The following is a 15,293-nucleotide window of genomic DNA, read 5'->3' on the forward strand; positions in this document are numbered from 1 at the left end:
CAGCCTCGAATTGGGGTGATCGAGCGGCGCTAAAACCGCTTCTTGGCCTGTACTTTGTGTACTTTGGCGAGTCGCGGTCCAGGCACTGTAGGAAGTCGGCTCGTCAGTTCCCTGGCAAAGGCCGGGGAACAGTGGAGGTGAGCGGTCAGGCCATCCGCAGCAAGGTGAGCCGCGCCTTGCCATGGGTGCGGCTGACATCGACAGTGTAGCCGGCGATATCGGGCACTTCGTCCTTCGCCGTTTCGATGCTGATCCAGGTGGCCGGGCCGGCCCAGCCGAGACGGCCGAGCTTGTCGAGCGCCACGCTGCCCGCGCCGGTGCCATAGGGCGGGTCCATCAGGATCAGGTCGAGCGGCGCCCGCGCCGGACCAAGCGCCATCACCGAACCGGCGCGGACTTCCGCCCCCTTGGCGCCCAGCTTGGCGATGTTCGCGCGCAAGGCATCCAGCGCCGGCTTGTCCTGCTCAACGAACAGGCACGAGGCGGCACCGCGCGACAACGCCTCGAGGCCAAGCGCGCCGGATCCCGCGAACAAATCAGCGACGGCCAGTTCCTCGAAGCTGCCGAGGCGGCTGGCGAGCATCGAGAACAGAGCCTCGCGCGAACGGTCGGCAGTGGGGCGGGTGGTGTCCCCCTTGGGCGCGACGAGCGGGCGGCCGCGCCATTCTCCGGCGATGATCCGCATTACTTGCGCGTCCTTGGCGGGCGGGCGGGCTTGCCCGGCTTGCCGCGACCACCGGCAGGGCCGCGATCGGGGCGGCGCGCGGGCTTGGGCCGATCGATGAAATCGCCCTCACGCGGCTCACGCGTCTCACGATGGGCGCGCGCGCGTGCTGCGCGGGCGGGATTGGCGGGGGCTTCCTCGCGCGGCTTGCGCGGCGAGAACTTGCTGCCCGGTGTGCGGGGCCGTTCCTCGCTGCGCTCATTCCGTGCCGGGCGTTCGCCACGCGGCCCGATACCAGGCTTACCGGGACCACGCGGCCGCTCCTCGGAGCGCTCGCGACGATCGGGGGCCGCACCGCGCGGTGCAAGGCCGGGCTTGCCCGGGCCGCGGGGCCGTTCCTCGGACCGTTCCGCCCGCACCGGGCGCTCGCCGCGTGGCGCGAAGCCTGGCTTGCCGGGCACACGGGGCTCCTCGGCATTCCGGGCCTGGGGCGTGACGCGGGCGGTGAACACCGGCTTCTTCGGCGCCGCCACGGGCTTGGCGACCCTGCGGCGCCCCTCCGGCTCCTTGCCGCCCGTCGACACCGGCTCGGGCCGGGGCGCCGGCTCGACGACGCGCGAGCGCACCGCGAACTGCAGGTTCGAGGCCGCCTTGCCGCCGCCGGGCTTGGACATCACGGTCCGGAAGGTGATGAGATCGGCCTTGCGGATCTCGTCGACATCGCCCGGAGGCATGTCGGCCAGATAGAAGGGGCCGTAGCGGGTGCGGATCAGGCGGTTCACCTCGAGCCCGAGATATTCGAGCACGCGGCGCACTTCGCGGTTCTTGCCCTCGGTCAGGGTCATCTCGATCCAGACATTGGCGCCGGTCCGCCGCTCGATATTGGCGTTGATCGAGCCATAGCGGATGCCCTCGATCTCGACGCCGAGCATCAGCGATTCGAGCTGGGCCTGGGTGACGTTGCCATAGGCGCGCGCGCGGTAGCTGCGCTCGACGCCGGTGGCGGGCAGCTCCAGCTCGCGCTTGAGCTCGCCATCGGTGGTGAGCAGCAGCAGCCCCTCGGTGCTGAGGTCGAGCCGGCCGACCGGCATGACGCGCGGTAGTCCCTCGGGCAGATGGTCATAGATGGTCGGGCGGCCGGCGGGATCGCGCTCGGTGGTGAGCAGGCCGGCGGGCTTGTGATAACGGAACAGGCGGGCGGGCGCGGGCTCGGCGACGGGCATGCCGTCCACGGTCACGCCCCTCAGCGAAGTGAGCAGCGTGGCAGGGGTGTCGAGCACCTTGCCGTCCACGGCGATTCGCCCGTCGGTGATCATGCGCTCGATATCGCGACGGGACGCGATTCCTGCACGGGCCAGCAGCTTCGCGATGCGCTGCGCTTCTTTGGGATTGGATGGAGACACAGGGGCGATATAGCGATTGTCGCGGTCGCTTCAAAAATTATTGCGCCCTCGAAAGGGATTCGCGCGTTAGCGCTGTGGGTTCAGAGACTTGGCGGGCTTCAGGCGGCATGTTGTTCGGACGGAAAAAGCGACGGATTGCGCGACTCCTGGTGGTGGAGGACGAACCGTTGCTCGCGTTCGACACCGAGCATTTCCTGAGTGGTGAAGGTTTCGCGGTAGCCGCGACGGTCGATACCGTGGCCGAGGCGCTCCGCGTGCTCGCGGCGGACAGCGATCTCGACCTGGTGCTTGCCGATGTAATGCTGGCCGATGGCAGCGGCCTCGAAGTGGCCCGCGCCGCGCAGGGACGGGGCCTTCCGGTGCTGTTCGTGACTGGGAGCTTCCCCGAGGAAGCCAGGGCGCTGGCGGCGGGATGCCTGGCCAAGCCCTATCCGCAGCGGGACCTGCTGGCGGCGATCGAAGCGATCGAGGCGGTGTTGGAAGGCGCCAAGGCGCCGCGGCGGCTACCGGGGAATTTCAGCCTGTTCCTGAGCGCGGCTTAGCCAGCCGAGCCCGAATTGGGGCTCAGTGGCGCAGCAGTACGAGCGCGGCCGCGACGATGATCGCCCAGCTCACCGCGCCGATGCCGAACGCGATGATAAGGCCGGTGCCGCGCGGCAGACGGTCTTCCTCGTTGATGTCCAGGAACTCGCGGGGCGGCAGCGGAAGCGGCATGGGATGATCCTCTCGAATACCCAATTTAGGTACGCCCGCGCCGGAACGGAGGATATACAGAGGAATTACCCTCAGGGCTCTACCGGAGATGCGCATTAACCGCATCGTGGAAGTGGCGGATGCCGAGCTCGAGCGTGCCCAGGGTCACCCGCTCGACCGCCCCCGATGCCAGTCCCTGCTGGCCCAGTTCGCAGGCCCGGAAATCCTCCGAGGCGAAGACGCCGCCGTCGAGCAGCTCCCAGCTCTTCTCCCAATGGGCGAGCGCCTTTTCGGTGCTGGGCAGCTCGGGGATCAGCATGAAATCCTCGACCAGCACCCGGCCTTCGGACTGGGGCATCAGGACCATGAGGTTGATGTAGTCGGGGCTGACCACCAGCACCGTGCCGGGGAACATCTGGTAGGTATAGGTGATCGCCGCGCGCAGCGTCGCCCAGTCGCTGGAGGAAAGCGCCGCCAGCGCCGCCTCGCGCCCGACCGCCGAGCGCTGGTGGGCACCGATCGTATCCGCGGTCGAGACACCGTCCTGGAAGAAGGGGGCGATCGTCGCGGCGTGGAGGCGCTGGACGTGGTACGCCTCAAGAAAGGCGTCCATGATCAGCTTCCAGTTGGCGTTGACGCTGTGGGTGCGCCGGCGGAACAGATGCTGGGCGGACAGGTCGAACGCCTCGAAATCGCGGGCGAGCAGGTCGGCCTCGGCGAAATCGGCGTCCTCGGTGAAGGAGAACCAGATCAGCCCGCCGGCCTCGTGCGTGGGCAGGCGCTTGAGGCCGTACTCGCCCTTGTCGAGGCCGGGAAAGGTATCGGCGCGGGGCAGGCCGATCAGCCGCCCGTCGAAATTATAGGTCCAGGCATGATAGGGGCAGACCAGGCGGCCGCCTTTCACCGCGTCGCAGCCTTCTACCAGCCTGGTGCCGCGGTGCCGGCAGACATTGAGGAAGACATGCGCCTGGCCCGCCTTGTCGCGGGTGATGAGCAGGGGCTTGCCGAAGCCGTCATGCGGGATCGCCATGTTCGGTTCGGGCAGCAGCGCGGAGGGCGCAATGACCAGCGGGACCTGCGAAAAGATGTAGGCCTGCTCGTCGGCGAAGCGTTCCGGGCTGGTATAGACCGAGGCGGCGACATGGGCGATTTCGCCTTCGCCCTTCGATCCACCCCGCGCCAGCGCTCCGGCCAGCGCCAATTGCCCCTCGGTCGGCGCATTCATGGCATTCCTCCCTATGGCCTTCCTGGTATTTTTGGCTAGTTTCGCGCCGGAAGTACGTGGGGGCAAGAAGGAATGGAGCAGGTGAAGCGGCCGCAATGGGCTTATCCGGCGGCGCAGCTGGCATTGGCAGTGGCCTTGGCGCTGCTCGCCTTGCCCTGGCTGACCGTGGCGACGCCGGGTTCGGCGCCGCTGGCGGTGCACGGCTATGACTTCATCACCGGCACGGGCGCGTTCAAGCCGTCGATGACCTTCGTGCTCGGCATGCTGGTCGGGGTTGCCAGCCTGGTGCTGAGCTTCGTCTGGCGCCAACGTGGCGGCGCGAGCCTGATGGTCGGGGGTGCCGCCGTGGGTGGCCTGTTGGTGATCCTGGCGGTGCTGTTCGCCGCCTTCTCCCCGCCCAAGGCGCTGGCGACGAGCGCGATCCGGCCCGCGATCGGCTATTGGCTGGCCCTTGTCGCCCTGCTCGCGGCCTTCGTCGCCGGGCGCAAGGCGGCACCCGAGGACTGGCGCGCCGACCTGCCCGAGGGCGTGCGCCCCTATTTCGAGAATGCGCCGCTCGCTTCCTTCGCACTCGGGCTGAGCTCGGGCTTCCCCTTCGCGATGATCGGCGCGACGCTGACCAGCCGGCTGAAGCAGGACGGGATCGACAAGGCGACGATCACGGCGTTCGCGCTCGCCATCCTGGTCTACAACCTCAAGTTCCTCTGGGCCTGGATCATCGACGGCGTGAAGCTGCCGATCCTCGGCCAGCTGGGCCAGCGCGTGTCCTGGCTGATCGTGGCGGGCATCCTGGTGGTCGCCGCCGTCGCCAACATGGCGTTCACCCAGGCCGATCCGAACAATATCTGGCCGATGGTGACGGCCGCGGTGCTCGTCGGCCTGGCCGGCGCGACCTATGACATCGTGATCGACGGCTACCGGATCGAGATCCTCGAGCCGCGCCAGCTCGGCTATGGCTCGGGCATGTCACAATATGGCTGGCGGATCGGCTCCGCCGGTGCCGGCGCGGTGGCGCTGGTCGTCGCGGCGCGGTTCGGCTGGGAAGCGGCCTATCTGGTCTGCGCGCTGTTCGCATTGCCCGCGATCATCGCTGGCCTGATCCTCGGCGAGCCCGAGCGCCACCGTCCGCCCGCCGAACGCAAGGGGCTGGCGACCGTGCTCAAGTCGATCTGGGGGCCGTTCGTCGAGTTCTTCCAGCGCCAGGGTGCATGGATCGTCCTGATCTTCATCCTGGTCCACAAGATCGGCGACACGCTGGCGAACCTGACCTTCCGCCTGCTGTTCGACGATCTCGGCTTCACCAATGACGAGATCGCCTTCTACGACGTGGCGCTCGGCTTCTTCGCCTACATGATCGGCGTGTTCATCGGAGGCATGCTCTATGCGCGGATGGGCATGAAGCGATCGGTGCTGCTCAGCCTGGTGCTGATGGCGATCTCGAACCTGAGCTTCGCGGCGCTGGCGGCGGCCGGCCATTCCAACCTGGGCATGGCCGGCGCGATCGGTTTCGAGAACATCGCCAGCGGCTTTGGCGGCGTGGTCGTCATCGCCTATTTCTCGGCACTCACCGATCTGCGCTTCACCGCCGCGCAATATGCGCTGATCTCCGCGGGCGCGAGCATCCTCGGCCGCTTCCTGACCGGTACCACCGCGGGCAGCCTGATCGAGGCGATGGGCTATGTGAACTTCTACCTGCTGACCACGCTGATCGCGCTGCCCGGCGTGTTCATCTACTGGTGGATGATGCGCACGGGCCTTGTCGACCGCTCGATCGGCACGGCAGGCACCGAAGGCGAGGGCGGGGAAGAGGCGAAAGCCTGATGCCCTATCTCCTCGTAATCGCGCTGCAGGTGGCGTGCATCGTCCACCTGATGCGGCGGGGCGGAAACCCGCTATGGGTTACCGCGTTGATCTTCCTGCCCGTGGTCAGCGCCATCGCCTATTTCTTCGTCGAGATCCTCCCCGGCCTGGGGCAGAACCGGCATGTCCGCACCGCGCGGGCCAAGGCAGTGGCCGCGCTCGACCCCGAGCGTGAGCTGCGCGCCGCCCGGAGCGCGCTCGACCTGGCCGACACCGCCGGCAACCGGCTGCGCGTCGCCGATGCGCTGGCCGCGCTGGGCCGACATGAAGAGGCCGAGCCGCTCTATCGCGAGTCTCTGCGGATGACGGTGGGCGATCCCGACGTACGGACCCAGGGCAAGCTGGCGAACACACTCTACGAGGTCGGCAAGGGCGCGGAGGCATTGGCGCTGCTCGACGAAGTGCCCGCGCCGATGGGCCAGAGCGAACGCGATCGCCAGGCGCTGCTGCGCGCCAAGATCCTCGAGCACCTGGACCGCAAGGACGAGGCGCTGGAGGTCTATGCCGATATCGTCACCCGCATGCCGGGCGAGGAAGCGCGCTGCCGCTATGCCGCGCTGCTGATCGACCAGGGCTGGGATCGCAAGGCGCTGGCGGTGCTTGAAGAGGTCGAGAAACGGATGAAGCGGATGGATCGCCAGCAACGCGCCGCGGAAGCGGACATGTATCGCTGGGCGACCGAGACGCTGGCCGGGCTGCGTGCCAGGGGCGTGACCGCGTGAGGAAGCGCTGGATCATTGCCTTGCTGGTGCTCGTCGTGGTCGCCGCGGGCGGCTGGCTATGGGGCTCGCCCTATTACACGCTGTGGCAGATGAAGCGCGCGGCCGAGGCACGCGATATCGACGCTTTGGCCGGCCATGTCGATTTCGACGCGGTGCGCGGCAGCGTGAAGAGCCAGATCTCGGCGCATTTGCCGGGCGAGGGCGGCGGCGTGCTGGGCGCGCTGGTGCGCTCGGGGATCGGCGATACGGTGGTCGATGCCGCGGTCTCGCCGGAGGGGATGCGCTTCATCTTCGCCGCCGCGCCGCTGGCCGAGACCGAGCGGCCGGGGACGATCAAGCTCAAGGCGAACGAGATGCGCTACCACCGGATCTCGCTCAATCGCTTCGAGCTGACCCGGAGCGACGGGGCCGCACTGCAGTTCCGGATGCGGGGGATGACCTGGAAGCTGGAGGCGATCCAGCTGCCGCCGGACGTGTTCTAGCCCGGCGCGACTTGCCGGCGAACAGCCAGGCCAGCACTGCCTTTTGGAATCGATACAAGCTAGTCCTCGGCGTCGAACGCCAGCCCCATGTCGGCGAAGCTGTTGGCGAGTGCATGGGCAGTGATCAGCACGCCGGTGGCGTCGCGTACGCCGAGCATGTCGGCGAGCAGCACCGCGGAGAGCTGGGGGTGGGTGCGGACGCGGCCGAGCACCTGGAGCAGCGCGGCTTCCGCGCCGGTCATCCGGGCGCAGCACCAGGGCGCGATCTGGATCGGCCCGGCGGAGAGCGCCGACATCTCCTGCATCAGCGCGCGCAGCAGCACCAGCGGGCGCTGGAAGCTCTTGCCGAAAGCGGTGACGAAGGCGTGGGCGGTACAGGCGTCGTGGATGCCGTGCGCGCCCATCTGGCGGACGCCGAACAACAGCAGCCGCGCGCCGGGATCCTCGGGCTGGAGTTCGGGCAGGGCGGTGAGGGTTGCGCTGACGGTCATGGGGACTCCGATCACTATGACCGGAAATCTTGCGCATCCGCTATTGATAGTCAATCGCATTAGCAAAGAATGCGGGATGCAACTGGTCGTGTTTGCTGAACCGTTCCCCGGAGAAAACCGGGAGCAGGATCAGGTGGGCAATTCCTCGTTAGCTGCAAGCACGGTGCCGGCGAGGTAGAGCGAGCCGAGCACCAGCACGAGCGGCGCACCACCCTCGCGGGCGATCGCGGTGAGCGCGCGAGGCACGTCGGGCGCGACCGAGGCGTGGGGGATGCCGAGCGTCTGCGCGACTTCGGCAAGCCTGGCGGGGACGTGGTGCTCATGGCCGGGCACCGGTACCGCGTGCAGGCCGGCCGCGAGCTTCGCGAAGGGCGCGAGCAGGCCCTGCGCATCCTTGTTGGCGAGCATGCCGAGCACGAGTTGCACCGGGCGGCCCTGCGCGACCTGGGCGAGCGTGGCACTTACTGCGGCGGCGGCGGCTTCGTTATGCCCGCCGTCGAGCCACAGCTCGCTGCCCGGGGGCAGGAGGTGGAGGAGGGGGCCGTCGCCGAGCTTCTGCATGCGCGCGGGCCAGCGCGTGCCGGTCGCCGTGGCGGCGAAGGCGGTGTCGGGCACCGTGAGCGCCTGCTGGTGGCGCAGCATCGCGATGGCGAGCGAGAGATTGGCCGGCTGGTGCGGCCCGGCCATGGCGGGGAGGGGCGTCTCCACCTCGCCGCGGGCATCGCGGTACACGAGCCGATCGCCACGCGTCTCGAAATCCCAGGCGCTGCCCTGCGCGAAGACCGGCGCGCCGGCGGCGGCGATGATCTCGGCGATGTGCGGGGCATAGTGCATCGTCACCAGCGGCACCCCGGGCTTGGCAATGCCCGCCTTCTCGGCCGCGATCTTCTCCAGCGTATCGCCGAGGAAGCTCTGGTGGTCGATGCCGAGCTGGGCAATGCCGGTCACCGCCGGCCGATCGACCACATTGGTCGCATCGAGCCGCCCGCCAAGGCCTACCTCGAGGATCAGCGCATCCGCCGGTACCCGGGCAAAGGCAAGGAAGGCGGCGGCGGTGGTAACCTCGAAGAAGCTCGCGCCGATATCGCCGCCCGCGTCGAGCACTTCCTCGAGCAAGGGCGCCAGGATCGCATCTGCGATCAGCTCACCCGACAGGCGGATACGCTCGTTGAAGCGGACGAGATGCGGGCTCGAATAGACATGCGCACGCATGCCCGCCGCCTCGATCGCGCCGCGCAGGAAGGCACAGGTCGAGCCCTTGCCGTTGGTGCCGGCGACATGGAGCACCGGCGGCAATGCAAGCTGCGGGCTGCCGACCCGCTCGAGCAGCCGAGTGATCCGGTCGAGCCCGAGGATGTCGGCACCCGGCGAGAGCGCGGTCAGCCGGTCGAGCTGGCGCTGGACATGCGGATCGGAGGAGACGGCGTGGTCGGCCATGGCTCTGCTTCCAGCCCGGGCCTTACGCTGCCTTCTTGCCCTCGCAGAGCAGCCCGATCAGCTGGCCGAGCGTCTCGCGCAGGTCCTTGCGGTGGGTGACCATATCGATCAGGCCGTGCTCGCGATAATATTCCGAGGTCTGGAAATCGTCGGGCAGCTTCTCGCGGATCGTGTTCTCGATCACGCGGCGGCCGGTGAAGGCCAGGGTGGCGCGCGGCTCGGCGATCTGGACGTCGCCCAGCATCGCATAGGCCGCCATCACGCCGCCCGAGGTCGGGTCGGTCAACACGACGATATAGGGCAGGCCGGCATCGTGGAGCATCTCGATCGCCACGGTGGTGCGCGGCATCTGCATCAGGGAGAGGATGCCCTCCTGCATGCGCGCGCCGCCCGAGGCGGTGAAGGCGATGAACGGCGCCCGCGCGGCGATCGCCGCCTCGACGCCTTGGATGAAAGCCTCGCCCACGGCCTGGCCCATCGAGCCGCCCATGAAGGCGAAGTCCTGCACGCCGATCACCGCCTTGCGGCCAAGGATCTTGCCCGAGGCGTTGATGAATGCGTCCTGCTCGCCAGTGCTGGTCCGCGCGGCCTTGAGGCGCGCAGGGTAGGGCTTCTGGTCACGGAACTTGAGCGGGTCCTCGGCCACCTTCGGCGTGGCGAGCACGGTGTAGCTACCCTCGTCGAACAGATAGGCGAAGCGCTCGGCCGGGCCGATGCGGTCATGATGATCGCAATGCGGGCAGACATGCTGGTTCGCCTCCAGCTCCTTCATGAAGGTCATCTGCCCGCAACCCTTGCACTTGTGCCAGAGGTTGTCGGGGGTGTCCTTCTTGGGCGTGAAGGCCAGGACGTTGCGGACGCGATCGATCCAGCTCATGCGACTTCTTTCCTTGCGGCCTCCACGGCCGTCTTGAGGGAGTGGATATAGGCGCGGATGGGTTCCGGCGCATCCTTCCCGTGTTTTCCGACAAGTTCAACGATTGCGGAGCCGACGACGACGCCATCGGCCACCCGCGCGATCGCCTCGGCCTGTTCCGGCGTACGGACGCCGAAGCCGACTGCGACGGGGATGTCGGTGGCGGCCTTGAGCCGTGTCACGGCGTCCTCGATCGATCCCTGGGCAGCCTGTTGCAGCCCGGTGATCCCGGCGACCGAGACGTAGTAGAGGAAGCCCGACGCGCCCTTGAGTACCGCCGGCAGCCGCGCGGCATCGGTGGTGGGGGTGGCGAGGCGGATCACGTCGATGCCGTTCGCGGTAAACGGCGCGACTTCGGCGGCCTCTTCGGGCGGGATATCGACGATGATGACGCCGTCCGCACCAGCCTCGGCCGCCTTTGCGGCAAAGGCTTCGGGCGTGGGCCGGGTCATCGTGTTGGCATAGCCCATCAGCACCAGCGGCACGTTCGGGTGACGTGCGCGGAACCCGCTGGCGATGGCGAGCACATCGGCGGTGCGCGTGCCGGCACCGAGCGCGCGCAGGTTTGCCGCCTGGATCGCCGGGCCGTCGGCCATCGGATCGGTGAAGGGCATGCCCAGCTCGATCACGTCCGCCCCGCCAGCAACGAGCGCGTCGAGATTGGCGGCAGTATCGCCGTCACCCGCGGTGATGAAAGTGACCAGCGCGGCATGGCCTCGGGCCTCCGTACCGGCAAAGGCCGTCTCAAGCCTGGACATGCGACGTCCTTTCAAAGCGCGAACGATAGAAGATGAAGAGGCCGCCGAAGAGGATCCCGCTCATCACGATATAGGCAGTCAGGTCGCTGCCAGCCTGCTTCCGCCAGAGTTCGAAAACCATCGGGTCGCACGCGAGAACGGCGACTGCGCCAGCTTGGATCTGCTGCCGCGCATGGTCCAGGCATGCAGTCTGGTCCAGCCCGGCGAGATGCCGGCGGTAAACCATCAGTGCGGCCATAGTCCCAAGGCTGAGCAGGAAATGGCTCACTGCGGCGATCGGCAGAATTGCAGCATTGAAGTGCCGTTGGGCGACGCGGGCGCGAATGAACAGCGCAAGACCGAAGAGCGCGACCAGCACCACAGTTGCGACCAGCAGGAAAGGGGCAAGGTTCGCCACGTAGCCGAGGGGCGTCACGACCGCACCTTGCGCTGCGGCTTGGCTCCGGCACGCGTGAAGGCGCGCATGCCGTACACGCTGATCAGCACGCCCGCAGTCATGGTCAGCAGGCGGTAGACATCGGCGGGAATCTGCCAGGCCTCGGCGATCTCGCGCATCAACGCGACGTCGAACAGCAGCGCCAGCACCAGCGCGGCGATCAGGATCGGAAGTCGGCTCATTTGATGGCTCCGGTTGGAGCGAAGAACCGGTCGAACACCGTTCCTCCCGTGAGCAACGCAGCCACGCCAAGTACGGCACCGAGACCGCCGCCCCATCCGAAGAAAGACTGGCCGATGCCAATACCCACGGCCATCGCCACGATAACGAGCGCGATAATGAAGGCTGCCCGAGCGAACCTACGGCTCACAGCTCCACTCCTAGCGCGTCCGCCACCGTGAAGATGTCCTTGTCGCCACGGCCCGAGACGTTGACCACGATGATCTTGTCCGGCCCCATTTCCCGTGCCTTGGTCTCCAAGGCTGCGAGTGCGTGCGAACTTTCGAGCGCGGGGATGATCCCCTCCAGCTTGCAGCAGAGCTGGAAGGCGTCGAGTGCCTGCTGGTCGGTGATCGGGAGATATTCCACCCGGCCGCTCTCGTGCAGCCAGCTATGCTCGGGGCCGATGCCCGGATAGTCGAGGCCCGCCGAGATCGAGTGCGCCTCGGTGATCTGGCCGTCTTCGTCCTGGAGCAGATAGGTGCGGTTGCCGTGGAGGATGCCCGGGCTGCCGCCCTTGAGCGAGGCGGCATGCTGGCCGGTCTCGATGCCGTGACCTGCCGCTTCCACGCCGATCATCGCGACGTCCGCATCGTCTAGGAAGGGATGGAACAGCCCGATCGCGTTAGATCCGCCGCCCACCGCAGCGATCAGCAGGTCGGGCAGGCGGCCCTCCGCCTTCTGGATCTGCTCGCGCGCCTCGATACCGATCACGCTCTGGAAGTCGCGAACCAGCTCGGGATAGGGGTGCGGGCCCGCCGCAGTGCCGATGATGTAGAACGTGTCGTGGACGTTCGCGACCCAATCTCGAAGGGCTTCGTTCATCGCGTCCTTGAGCGTCTCCGCGCCGCTGGTCACCGGATGCACTTCGGCCCCGAGCAGCTTCATCCGGAATACGTTCGGCTTCTGCCGCTCGACATCCTTGGCGCCCATGAAGATCACGCAGGGCAGGCCGAAGCGCGCTGCAACCGTCGCGGTGGCGACGCCGTGCTGCCCCGCACCGGTCTCGGCGATGATCCGGGTCTTGCCCATCCGCATCGCGAGCAGGATCTGACCGATGCAGTTGTTGATCTTGTGCGCGCCGGTGTGGTTCAGCTCCTCGCGCTTGAAGTAGATCTTCGCGCCGCCGTAATGCTCGGTCAGCCGCTCGGCGAAATAGAGCGGGCTCGGGCGGCCGACATAATGCTCGAGCAGGTCGTCGAACTCGGCCTTGAACGCGGGATCCGCCTTGGCCGCGCGATATTCGCGCTCCAGGTCGAGGATCAGCGGCATCAGCGTCTCGGCGACGAAGCGGCCACCGAACTGGCCGAAATGGCCATGCTCGTCAGGCAGGTTGCGCAGGGAATTGGGCAGGGTTGCAGGGTCGGTCATTGCGTCTCTCATGATTTCGGATGGCGGGCGCTGGCGTGGGAGCGAGCGATCAACGCCATCGAAACTCGATGCGGACAGGGGCGAACGGCCTCAACATTGCCCGACCGCTTTAAGGAATGCAGCGATCTTGGCAACATCCTTGACGCCCGGCGCGCTCTCTACGCCCGAGGAGACATCGACCAGCCTGGCGCCCGTGACGCCCACCGCCTCGCGGACGTTGCCGGCATCGAGCCCGCCTGAAAGCGCCCAGGGCAAGGGCTGGGGGAGGTTCTCGAGCAGCTTCCAATCGAAACGCAGGCCCATGCCGCCGGGCAGGGCGGCGCCCTCCGGGGTTTTCGCGTCGTAGAGGATGCGATCGGCTGCGCCGCGATACGCAGCGGCCTGGCCGAGATCGGCGCGGGTCTTCACCGCAATCGCCGCCCAGACGGGCACGCGCATCCGGATCGCGGCGGCACGGTCGGGCGCGGTCTTGTGGAGCTGTACCGCCTGGATACCGGTGGCGAGCGCGGCGCTGAGCAGCGCCTCGTCCGGATCGACGAACACGCCGACGGTGCCGACATGTGCCGGCACCCGCGCGATCAGCGCGCGGGCCTGTTCGAACGAGAGGTTGCGCGGGGAAGGCGGGAAGAAGACGAAGCCGACATGGCTCGCGCCACCCTGCACCGCGGCATCGAGCGTCTCGGGCGTGGACAGGCCGCAGATCTTGGCAGTGACCGGCATCAGAGGCCCTTGACCAGCACGACCATGAACAGGGGTGGGTCGAGCGGCACCGGGAAATCGCGCTTCTCGCCCGAATTGCGATAGCCGCGGCGCTCGTAGAAGGCGATCAGCTCGGCGCGCTTGTCGATCACCGTCATCTCCATCACGCTGGCGCCGAAAGTCTCGCGCGCGCAATCCTCGGCGGCGGTGACCAGCTGCTTGCCGAGTCCGCCCGACTGCAGCCCCGGGTCGACGCAGAGCAATCCGAGATAGGCGAGGCCATCGCCCTTGCTGGTCACCTGCACGCAGCCGAGCAGGCCATTGCCGGTGTCGGCGACCAGCAGGCGCTGGCCAGGATCGTCGACGATGGCAATCAGCGTCGCGATGTCGGTCCGCGGGCTGTCGATGATCAGGTCCGCCTCATGCGTCCATCCGGCGCGCGCGGTCTCGCCGCGATAAGCGCGCTCGATGATCGGGTGGATCGCGGGCAAGTCATCGCGCGTGGCGGGACGGATGATGGGGTCAGGCATGGGGCTGCTGTCGGATGGTAGGCCGCGTTTGGCAAGTACACCTAATCTGTTCACCGGCGAAGACCGGGGGCCAGTCTCGGCGCACATCGATGGCGCGTAAGACTCTCGAACGACGTGGCAACTAGACCCGGCCTTCGCCGGGGAACGGATGGATTGCTAGTCGATGGCCCGCGCATCGAAAGCCGACCGCGACGCCTCGATCCGCTCCAGGTTGCGCGCCGCCCATACCCAAACCCCGCAGAACGCCTCGGCCAGGCTGCCGCCCAGTTCGGTGAGGCGATATTCGACGCGCGGCGGGATCACCGGGTGGACGGTACGGATCAGCAGCCCGTCGCGCTCCATCTGTCGCACCGTCTGGGTGAGCATCTTCTGACTGATCCCGCCGCATTCCGCACGCAGCTTCGAGAAGCGCAGCTCGCCATGCTCGGTCAGCGCCTCGAGCACGATCATCGTCCATTTGTCGGCGACGCGGCCGATGATCTCGGTGACGAGCGCCTCCACCCGCGGATCGAGATCGGGATAGTCGTGATGGGGATTGGTCGCCATAGTTTCCAAAAGGTATGTATGAATATTTTGAGTGCCTACTCCCCATTAGGTACCACGATACGATATCCGGCGTCCAGACATTCGAAAGGAGCTCCACCATGGACATCACCGGCAACACCATCCTGATCACCGGCGGCGGCACCGGCATCGGCCGCGCGCTTGCCGAGGCGCTGCATGCGCGGGGCAACAAAGTGATCGTCTCGGGACGCCGCGCCAGCGCGCTGGAGGAAGTCGCCGCCGCCAATCCGGGCATCGCCACCGCGACGCTCGACGTCGCCGATGCCGAGGACATTGCCCGCTTCGCCCGCGAGATCGTCGCGGCGCATCCGGCGCTCAACGTCGTGATCCATAATGCCGGGATCATGCAGGCCGAGAAGCTGGTCGCACCGGGATCGGACCTGGCCATCGCCGAAGCGACGATCGCCACCAACCTGCTCGGGCCGATCCGCCTCAACGCCGCGCTGCTGCCGCACCTGCTGGCCCAGCCCAGGGCGACGGTCGCCACGGTGAGCTCGGGCCTGGCCTTTGTCCCGCTCACTGCCACGCCGACCTATTCGGCGACCAAGGCGGCGATCCACAGCTGGAGCCAGTCGCTGCGCCACCAGCTCAAGGGCACCAGCGTCGAAGTGATCGAGATCGCGCCGCCGGCGGTGGCCACTGACCTGATGCCGGGCCATGCCGAGGACCCGCGCTCGATGCCGCTCGCCGACTATATCGCCGAGACGATGGCGCAGTTAGAGGCGGGCGCGGCCGAGAACCTGACCGAACGGGTCAAGTTCCTGCGCTTCGCCGAAGCGCGAGGGGACTATGCGCAGGTGTTCGCCGCGCTCAACGGGTAAGC

19 protein-coding genes and 1 pseudogene are annotated in these 15,293 nt (G+C 67.6%); 5 read left to right on the top strand and 15 right to left on the bottom strand.

Annotated elements, in window-relative coordinates; all coding sequences use genetic code 11:
• Positions 1-145: 145 nt before the first annotated feature.
• Positions 146-685 carry a 16S rRNA (guanine(966)-N(2))-methyltransferase RsmD gene (rsmD, locus tag O3305_RS04745; RefSeq protein ID WP_269575358.1) on the bottom strand — a complete coding sequence of 180 codons (540 nt, stop codon included), beginning with the start codon at positions 683-685 and terminating at the stop codon, positions 146-148.
• On the bottom strand, positions 685-2,067 hold the full coding sequence (locus O3305_RS04750; RefSeq protein ID WP_353739220.1) for a pseudouridine synthase: 1,383 nt from the start codon (positions 2,065-2,067) through the stop codon (positions 685-687). The genes rsmD and O3305_RS04750 overlap by 1 nt, the downstream gene beginning before the upstream one ends.
• A gap of 107 nt (positions 2,068-2,174) precedes the next feature.
• Here O3305_RS04750 and O3305_RS04755 point away from each other — a divergent pair, with 107 nt between their 5' ends.
• Positions 2,175-2,609 carry a response regulator transcription factor gene (locus tag O3305_RS04755; RefSeq protein ID WP_269575359.1) on the top strand — a complete coding sequence of 145 codons (435 nt, stop codon included), beginning with the start codon at positions 2,175-2,177 and terminating at the stop codon, positions 2,607-2,609.
• A gap of 22 nt (positions 2,610-2,631) precedes the next feature.
• On the opposite strand, the gene O3305_RS04760 is transcribed toward O3305_RS04755, so the two are convergent.
• Positions 2,632-2,781 (bottom strand): hypothetical protein, encoded by a 150-nt coding sequence (locus O3305_RS04760; RefSeq protein WP_269575360.1) that lies wholly within the window; start codon positions 2,779-2,781, stop codon positions 2,632-2,634.
• A gap of 79 nt (positions 2,782-2,860) precedes the next feature.
• Positions 2,861-3,985, bottom strand: a complete 1,125-nt coding sequence (locus O3305_RS04765) for an aromatic ring-hydroxylating oxygenase subunit alpha (protein WP_269575361.1) — start codon at positions 3,983-3,985, stop codon at positions 2,861-2,863.
• Positions 3,986-4,501: 516 nt separating this feature from the next.
• Between O3305_RS04765 and O3305_RS04770 the strand changes: the two genes are divergently transcribed.
• The 3 genes from O3305_RS04770 to O3305_RS04780 are packed head-to-tail and all read left to right on the top strand — an operon-like array spanning position 4,502 to position 7,049.
• Positions 4,502-5,806 (top strand): AmpG family muropeptide MFS transporter, encoded by a 1,305-nt coding sequence (locus O3305_RS04770; RefSeq protein WP_269576459.1) that lies wholly within the window; start codon positions 4,502-4,504, stop codon positions 5,804-5,806.
• A complete protein-coding gene (locus O3305_RS04775; protein WP_269575362.1) occupies positions 5,806-6,567 on the top strand; it encodes a tetratricopeptide repeat protein in 762 nt (253 codons plus the stop codon). The genes O3305_RS04770 and O3305_RS04775 overlap by 1 nt, the downstream gene beginning before the upstream one ends.
• Entirely contained in the window at positions 6,564-7,049 is a 486-nt protein-coding gene (locus O3305_RS04780; protein WP_269575363.1) for a DUF2939 domain-containing protein, read from the top strand. The genes O3305_RS04775 and O3305_RS04780 overlap by 4 nt, the downstream gene beginning before the upstream one ends.
• A gap of 59 nt (positions 7,050-7,108) precedes the next feature.
• Here O3305_RS04780 and O3305_RS04785 read toward each other — a convergent pair whose 3' ends face one another.
• The 11 genes and pseudogenes from O3305_RS04785 to O3305_RS04835 all read right to left on the bottom strand — a co-directional run bounded on the left by O3305_RS04785 (position 7,109) and on the right by O3305_RS04835 (position 14,452).
• Entirely contained in the window at positions 7,109-7,540 is a 432-nt protein-coding gene (locus O3305_RS04785) for a DUF6628 family protein (protein ID WP_269575364.1), read from the bottom strand.
• Positions 7,541-7,669: 129 nt separating this feature from the next.
• Complete coding sequence (locus tag O3305_RS04790; protein WP_269575365.1) at positions 7,670-8,977, bottom strand: bifunctional folylpolyglutamate synthase/dihydrofolate synthase; 1,308 nt, start codon at positions 8,975-8,977, stop codon at positions 7,670-7,672.
• A 22-nt stretch (positions 8,978-8,999) separates the two neighbouring features.
• Positions 9,000-9,854 carry an acetyl-CoA carboxylase, carboxyltransferase subunit beta gene (accD, locus tag O3305_RS04795; protein ID WP_184166047.1) on the bottom strand — a complete coding sequence of 285 codons (855 nt, stop codon included), beginning with the start codon at positions 9,852-9,854 and terminating at the stop codon, positions 9,000-9,002.
• The gene (trpA, locus tag O3305_RS04800; RefSeq protein WP_269575366.1) at positions 9,851-10,651 is read right to left on the bottom strand and encodes a tryptophan synthase subunit alpha; all 801 of its coding nucleotides are present in this window, start codon (positions 10,649-10,651) and stop codon (positions 9,851-9,853) included. The genes accD and trpA overlap by 4 nt, the downstream gene beginning before the upstream one ends.
• A complete protein-coding gene (locus O3305_RS04805; protein ID WP_269575367.1) occupies positions 10,638-11,066 on the bottom strand; it encodes a hypothetical protein in 429 nt (142 codons plus the stop codon). The genes trpA and O3305_RS04805 overlap by 14 nt, the downstream gene beginning before the upstream one ends.
• A complete protein-coding gene (locus O3305_RS04810; protein WP_269575368.1) occupies positions 11,063-11,269 on the bottom strand; it encodes a hypothetical protein in 207 nt (68 codons plus the stop codon). Before O3305_RS04810 ends, O3305_RS04805 begins: the two co-directional genes overlap by 4 nt.
• Positions 11,266-11,457, bottom strand: coding sequence for a hypothetical protein (locus O3305_RS04815; RefSeq protein WP_269575369.1), 192 nt, complete (start codon positions 11,455-11,457; stop codon positions 11,266-11,268). The genes O3305_RS04810 and O3305_RS04815 overlap by 4 nt, the downstream gene beginning before the upstream one ends.
• Complete coding sequence (gene trpB / locus O3305_RS04820; protein ID WP_269575370.1) at positions 11,454-12,677, bottom strand: tryptophan synthase subunit beta; 1,224 nt, start codon at positions 12,675-12,677, stop codon at positions 11,454-11,456. Before trpB ends, O3305_RS04815 begins: the two co-directional genes overlap by 4 nt.
• Before the next feature lie 96 nt (positions 12,678-12,773).
• Positions 12,774-13,397: pseudogene (locus O3305_RS04825) on the bottom strand (phosphoribosylanthranilate isomerase); the annotation flags it as partial.
• On the bottom strand, positions 13,397-13,906 hold the full coding sequence (locus O3305_RS04830; RefSeq protein WP_269575372.1) for a GNAT family N-acetyltransferase: 510 nt from the start codon (positions 13,904-13,906) through the stop codon (positions 13,397-13,399). The gene O3305_RS04830 and the pseudogene O3305_RS04825, both read right to left, overlap by 1 nt.
• 156 nt (positions 13,907-14,062) lie before the next feature.
• On the bottom strand, positions 14,063-14,452 hold the full coding sequence (locus O3305_RS04835; protein ID WP_269575373.1) for a winged helix-turn-helix transcriptional regulator: 390 nt from the start codon (positions 14,450-14,452) through the stop codon (positions 14,063-14,065).
• 98 nt (positions 14,453-14,550) lie between these two features.
• Between O3305_RS04835 and O3305_RS04840 the strand changes: the two genes are divergently transcribed.
• Positions 14,551-15,291, top strand: coding sequence for an SDR family oxidoreductase (locus O3305_RS04840; RefSeq protein ID WP_269575374.1), 741 nt, complete (start codon positions 14,551-14,553; stop codon positions 15,289-15,291).
• Positions 15,292-15,293 lie beyond the last annotated feature (2 nt).

Source organism: Sphingomonas sp. NIBR02145 (assembly GCF_027359115.1).
In the GTDB taxonomy this organism is placed as follows: Bacteria; Pseudomonadota; Alphaproteobacteria; order Sphingomonadales; family Sphingomonadaceae; genus Sphingomonas; species Sphingomonas kyeonggiensis_A.

What these genes read in the sequence shown, in the direction of transcription:
- trpB (WP_269575370.1), bottom strand. Translation starts at nt 12,677, where the DNA reads ATGACCGACCCTGCAACCCTGCCCAATTCCCTGCGCAACCTGCCTGAC.
- rsmD (WP_269575358.1), bottom strand. Translation starts at nt 685, where the DNA reads ATGCGGATCATCGCCGGAGAATGGCGCGGCCGCCCGCTCGTCGCGCCC.
- O3305_RS04760 (WP_269575360.1), bottom strand. Translation starts at nt 2,781, where the DNA reads ATGCCGCTTCCGCTGCCGCCCCGCGAGTTCCTGGACATCAACGAGGAA.
- trpA (WP_269575366.1), bottom strand. Translation starts at nt 10,651, where the DNA reads ATGTCCAGGCTTGAGACGGCCTTTGCCGGTACGGAGGCCCGAGGCCAT.
- O3305_RS04810 (WP_269575368.1), bottom strand. Translation starts at nt 11,269, where the DNA reads ATGAGCCGACTTCCGATCCTGATCGCCGCGCTGGTGCTGGCGCTGCTG.
- O3305_RS04755 (WP_269575359.1), top strand. Translation starts at nt 2,175, where the DNA reads ATGTTGTTCGGACGGAAAAAGCGACGGATTGCGCGACTCCTGGTGGTG.
- O3305_RS04840 (WP_269575374.1), top strand. Translation starts at nt 14,551, where the DNA reads ATGGACATCACCGGCAACACCATCCTGATCACCGGCGGCGGCACCGGC.
- O3305_RS04830 (WP_269575372.1), bottom strand. Translation starts at nt 13,906, where the DNA reads ATGCCTGACCCCATCATCCGTCCCGCCACGCGCGATGACTTGCCCGCG.
- O3305_RS04775 (WP_269575362.1), top strand. Translation starts at nt 5,806, where the DNA reads ATGCCCTATCTCCTCGTAATCGCGCTGCAGGTGGCGTGCATCGTCCAC.
- accD (WP_184166047.1), bottom strand. Translation starts at nt 9,854, where the DNA reads ATGAGCTGGATCGATCGCGTCCGCAACGTCCTGGCCTTCACGCCCAAG.
- O3305_RS04785 (WP_269575364.1), bottom strand. Translation starts at nt 7,540, where the DNA reads ATGACCGTCAGCGCAACCCTCACCGCCCTGCCCGAACTCCAGCCCGAG.
- O3305_RS04765 (WP_269575361.1), bottom strand. Translation starts at nt 3,985, where the DNA reads ATGAATGCGCCGACCGAGGGGCAATTGGCGCTGGCCGGAGCGCTGGCG.
- O3305_RS04835 (WP_269575373.1), bottom strand. Translation starts at nt 14,452, where the DNA reads ATGGCGACCAATCCCCATCACGACTATCCCGATCTCGATCCGCGGGTG.
- O3305_RS04790 (WP_269575365.1), bottom strand. Translation starts at nt 8,977, where the DNA reads ATGGCCGACCACGCCGTCTCCTCCGATCCGCATGTCCAGCGCCAGCTC.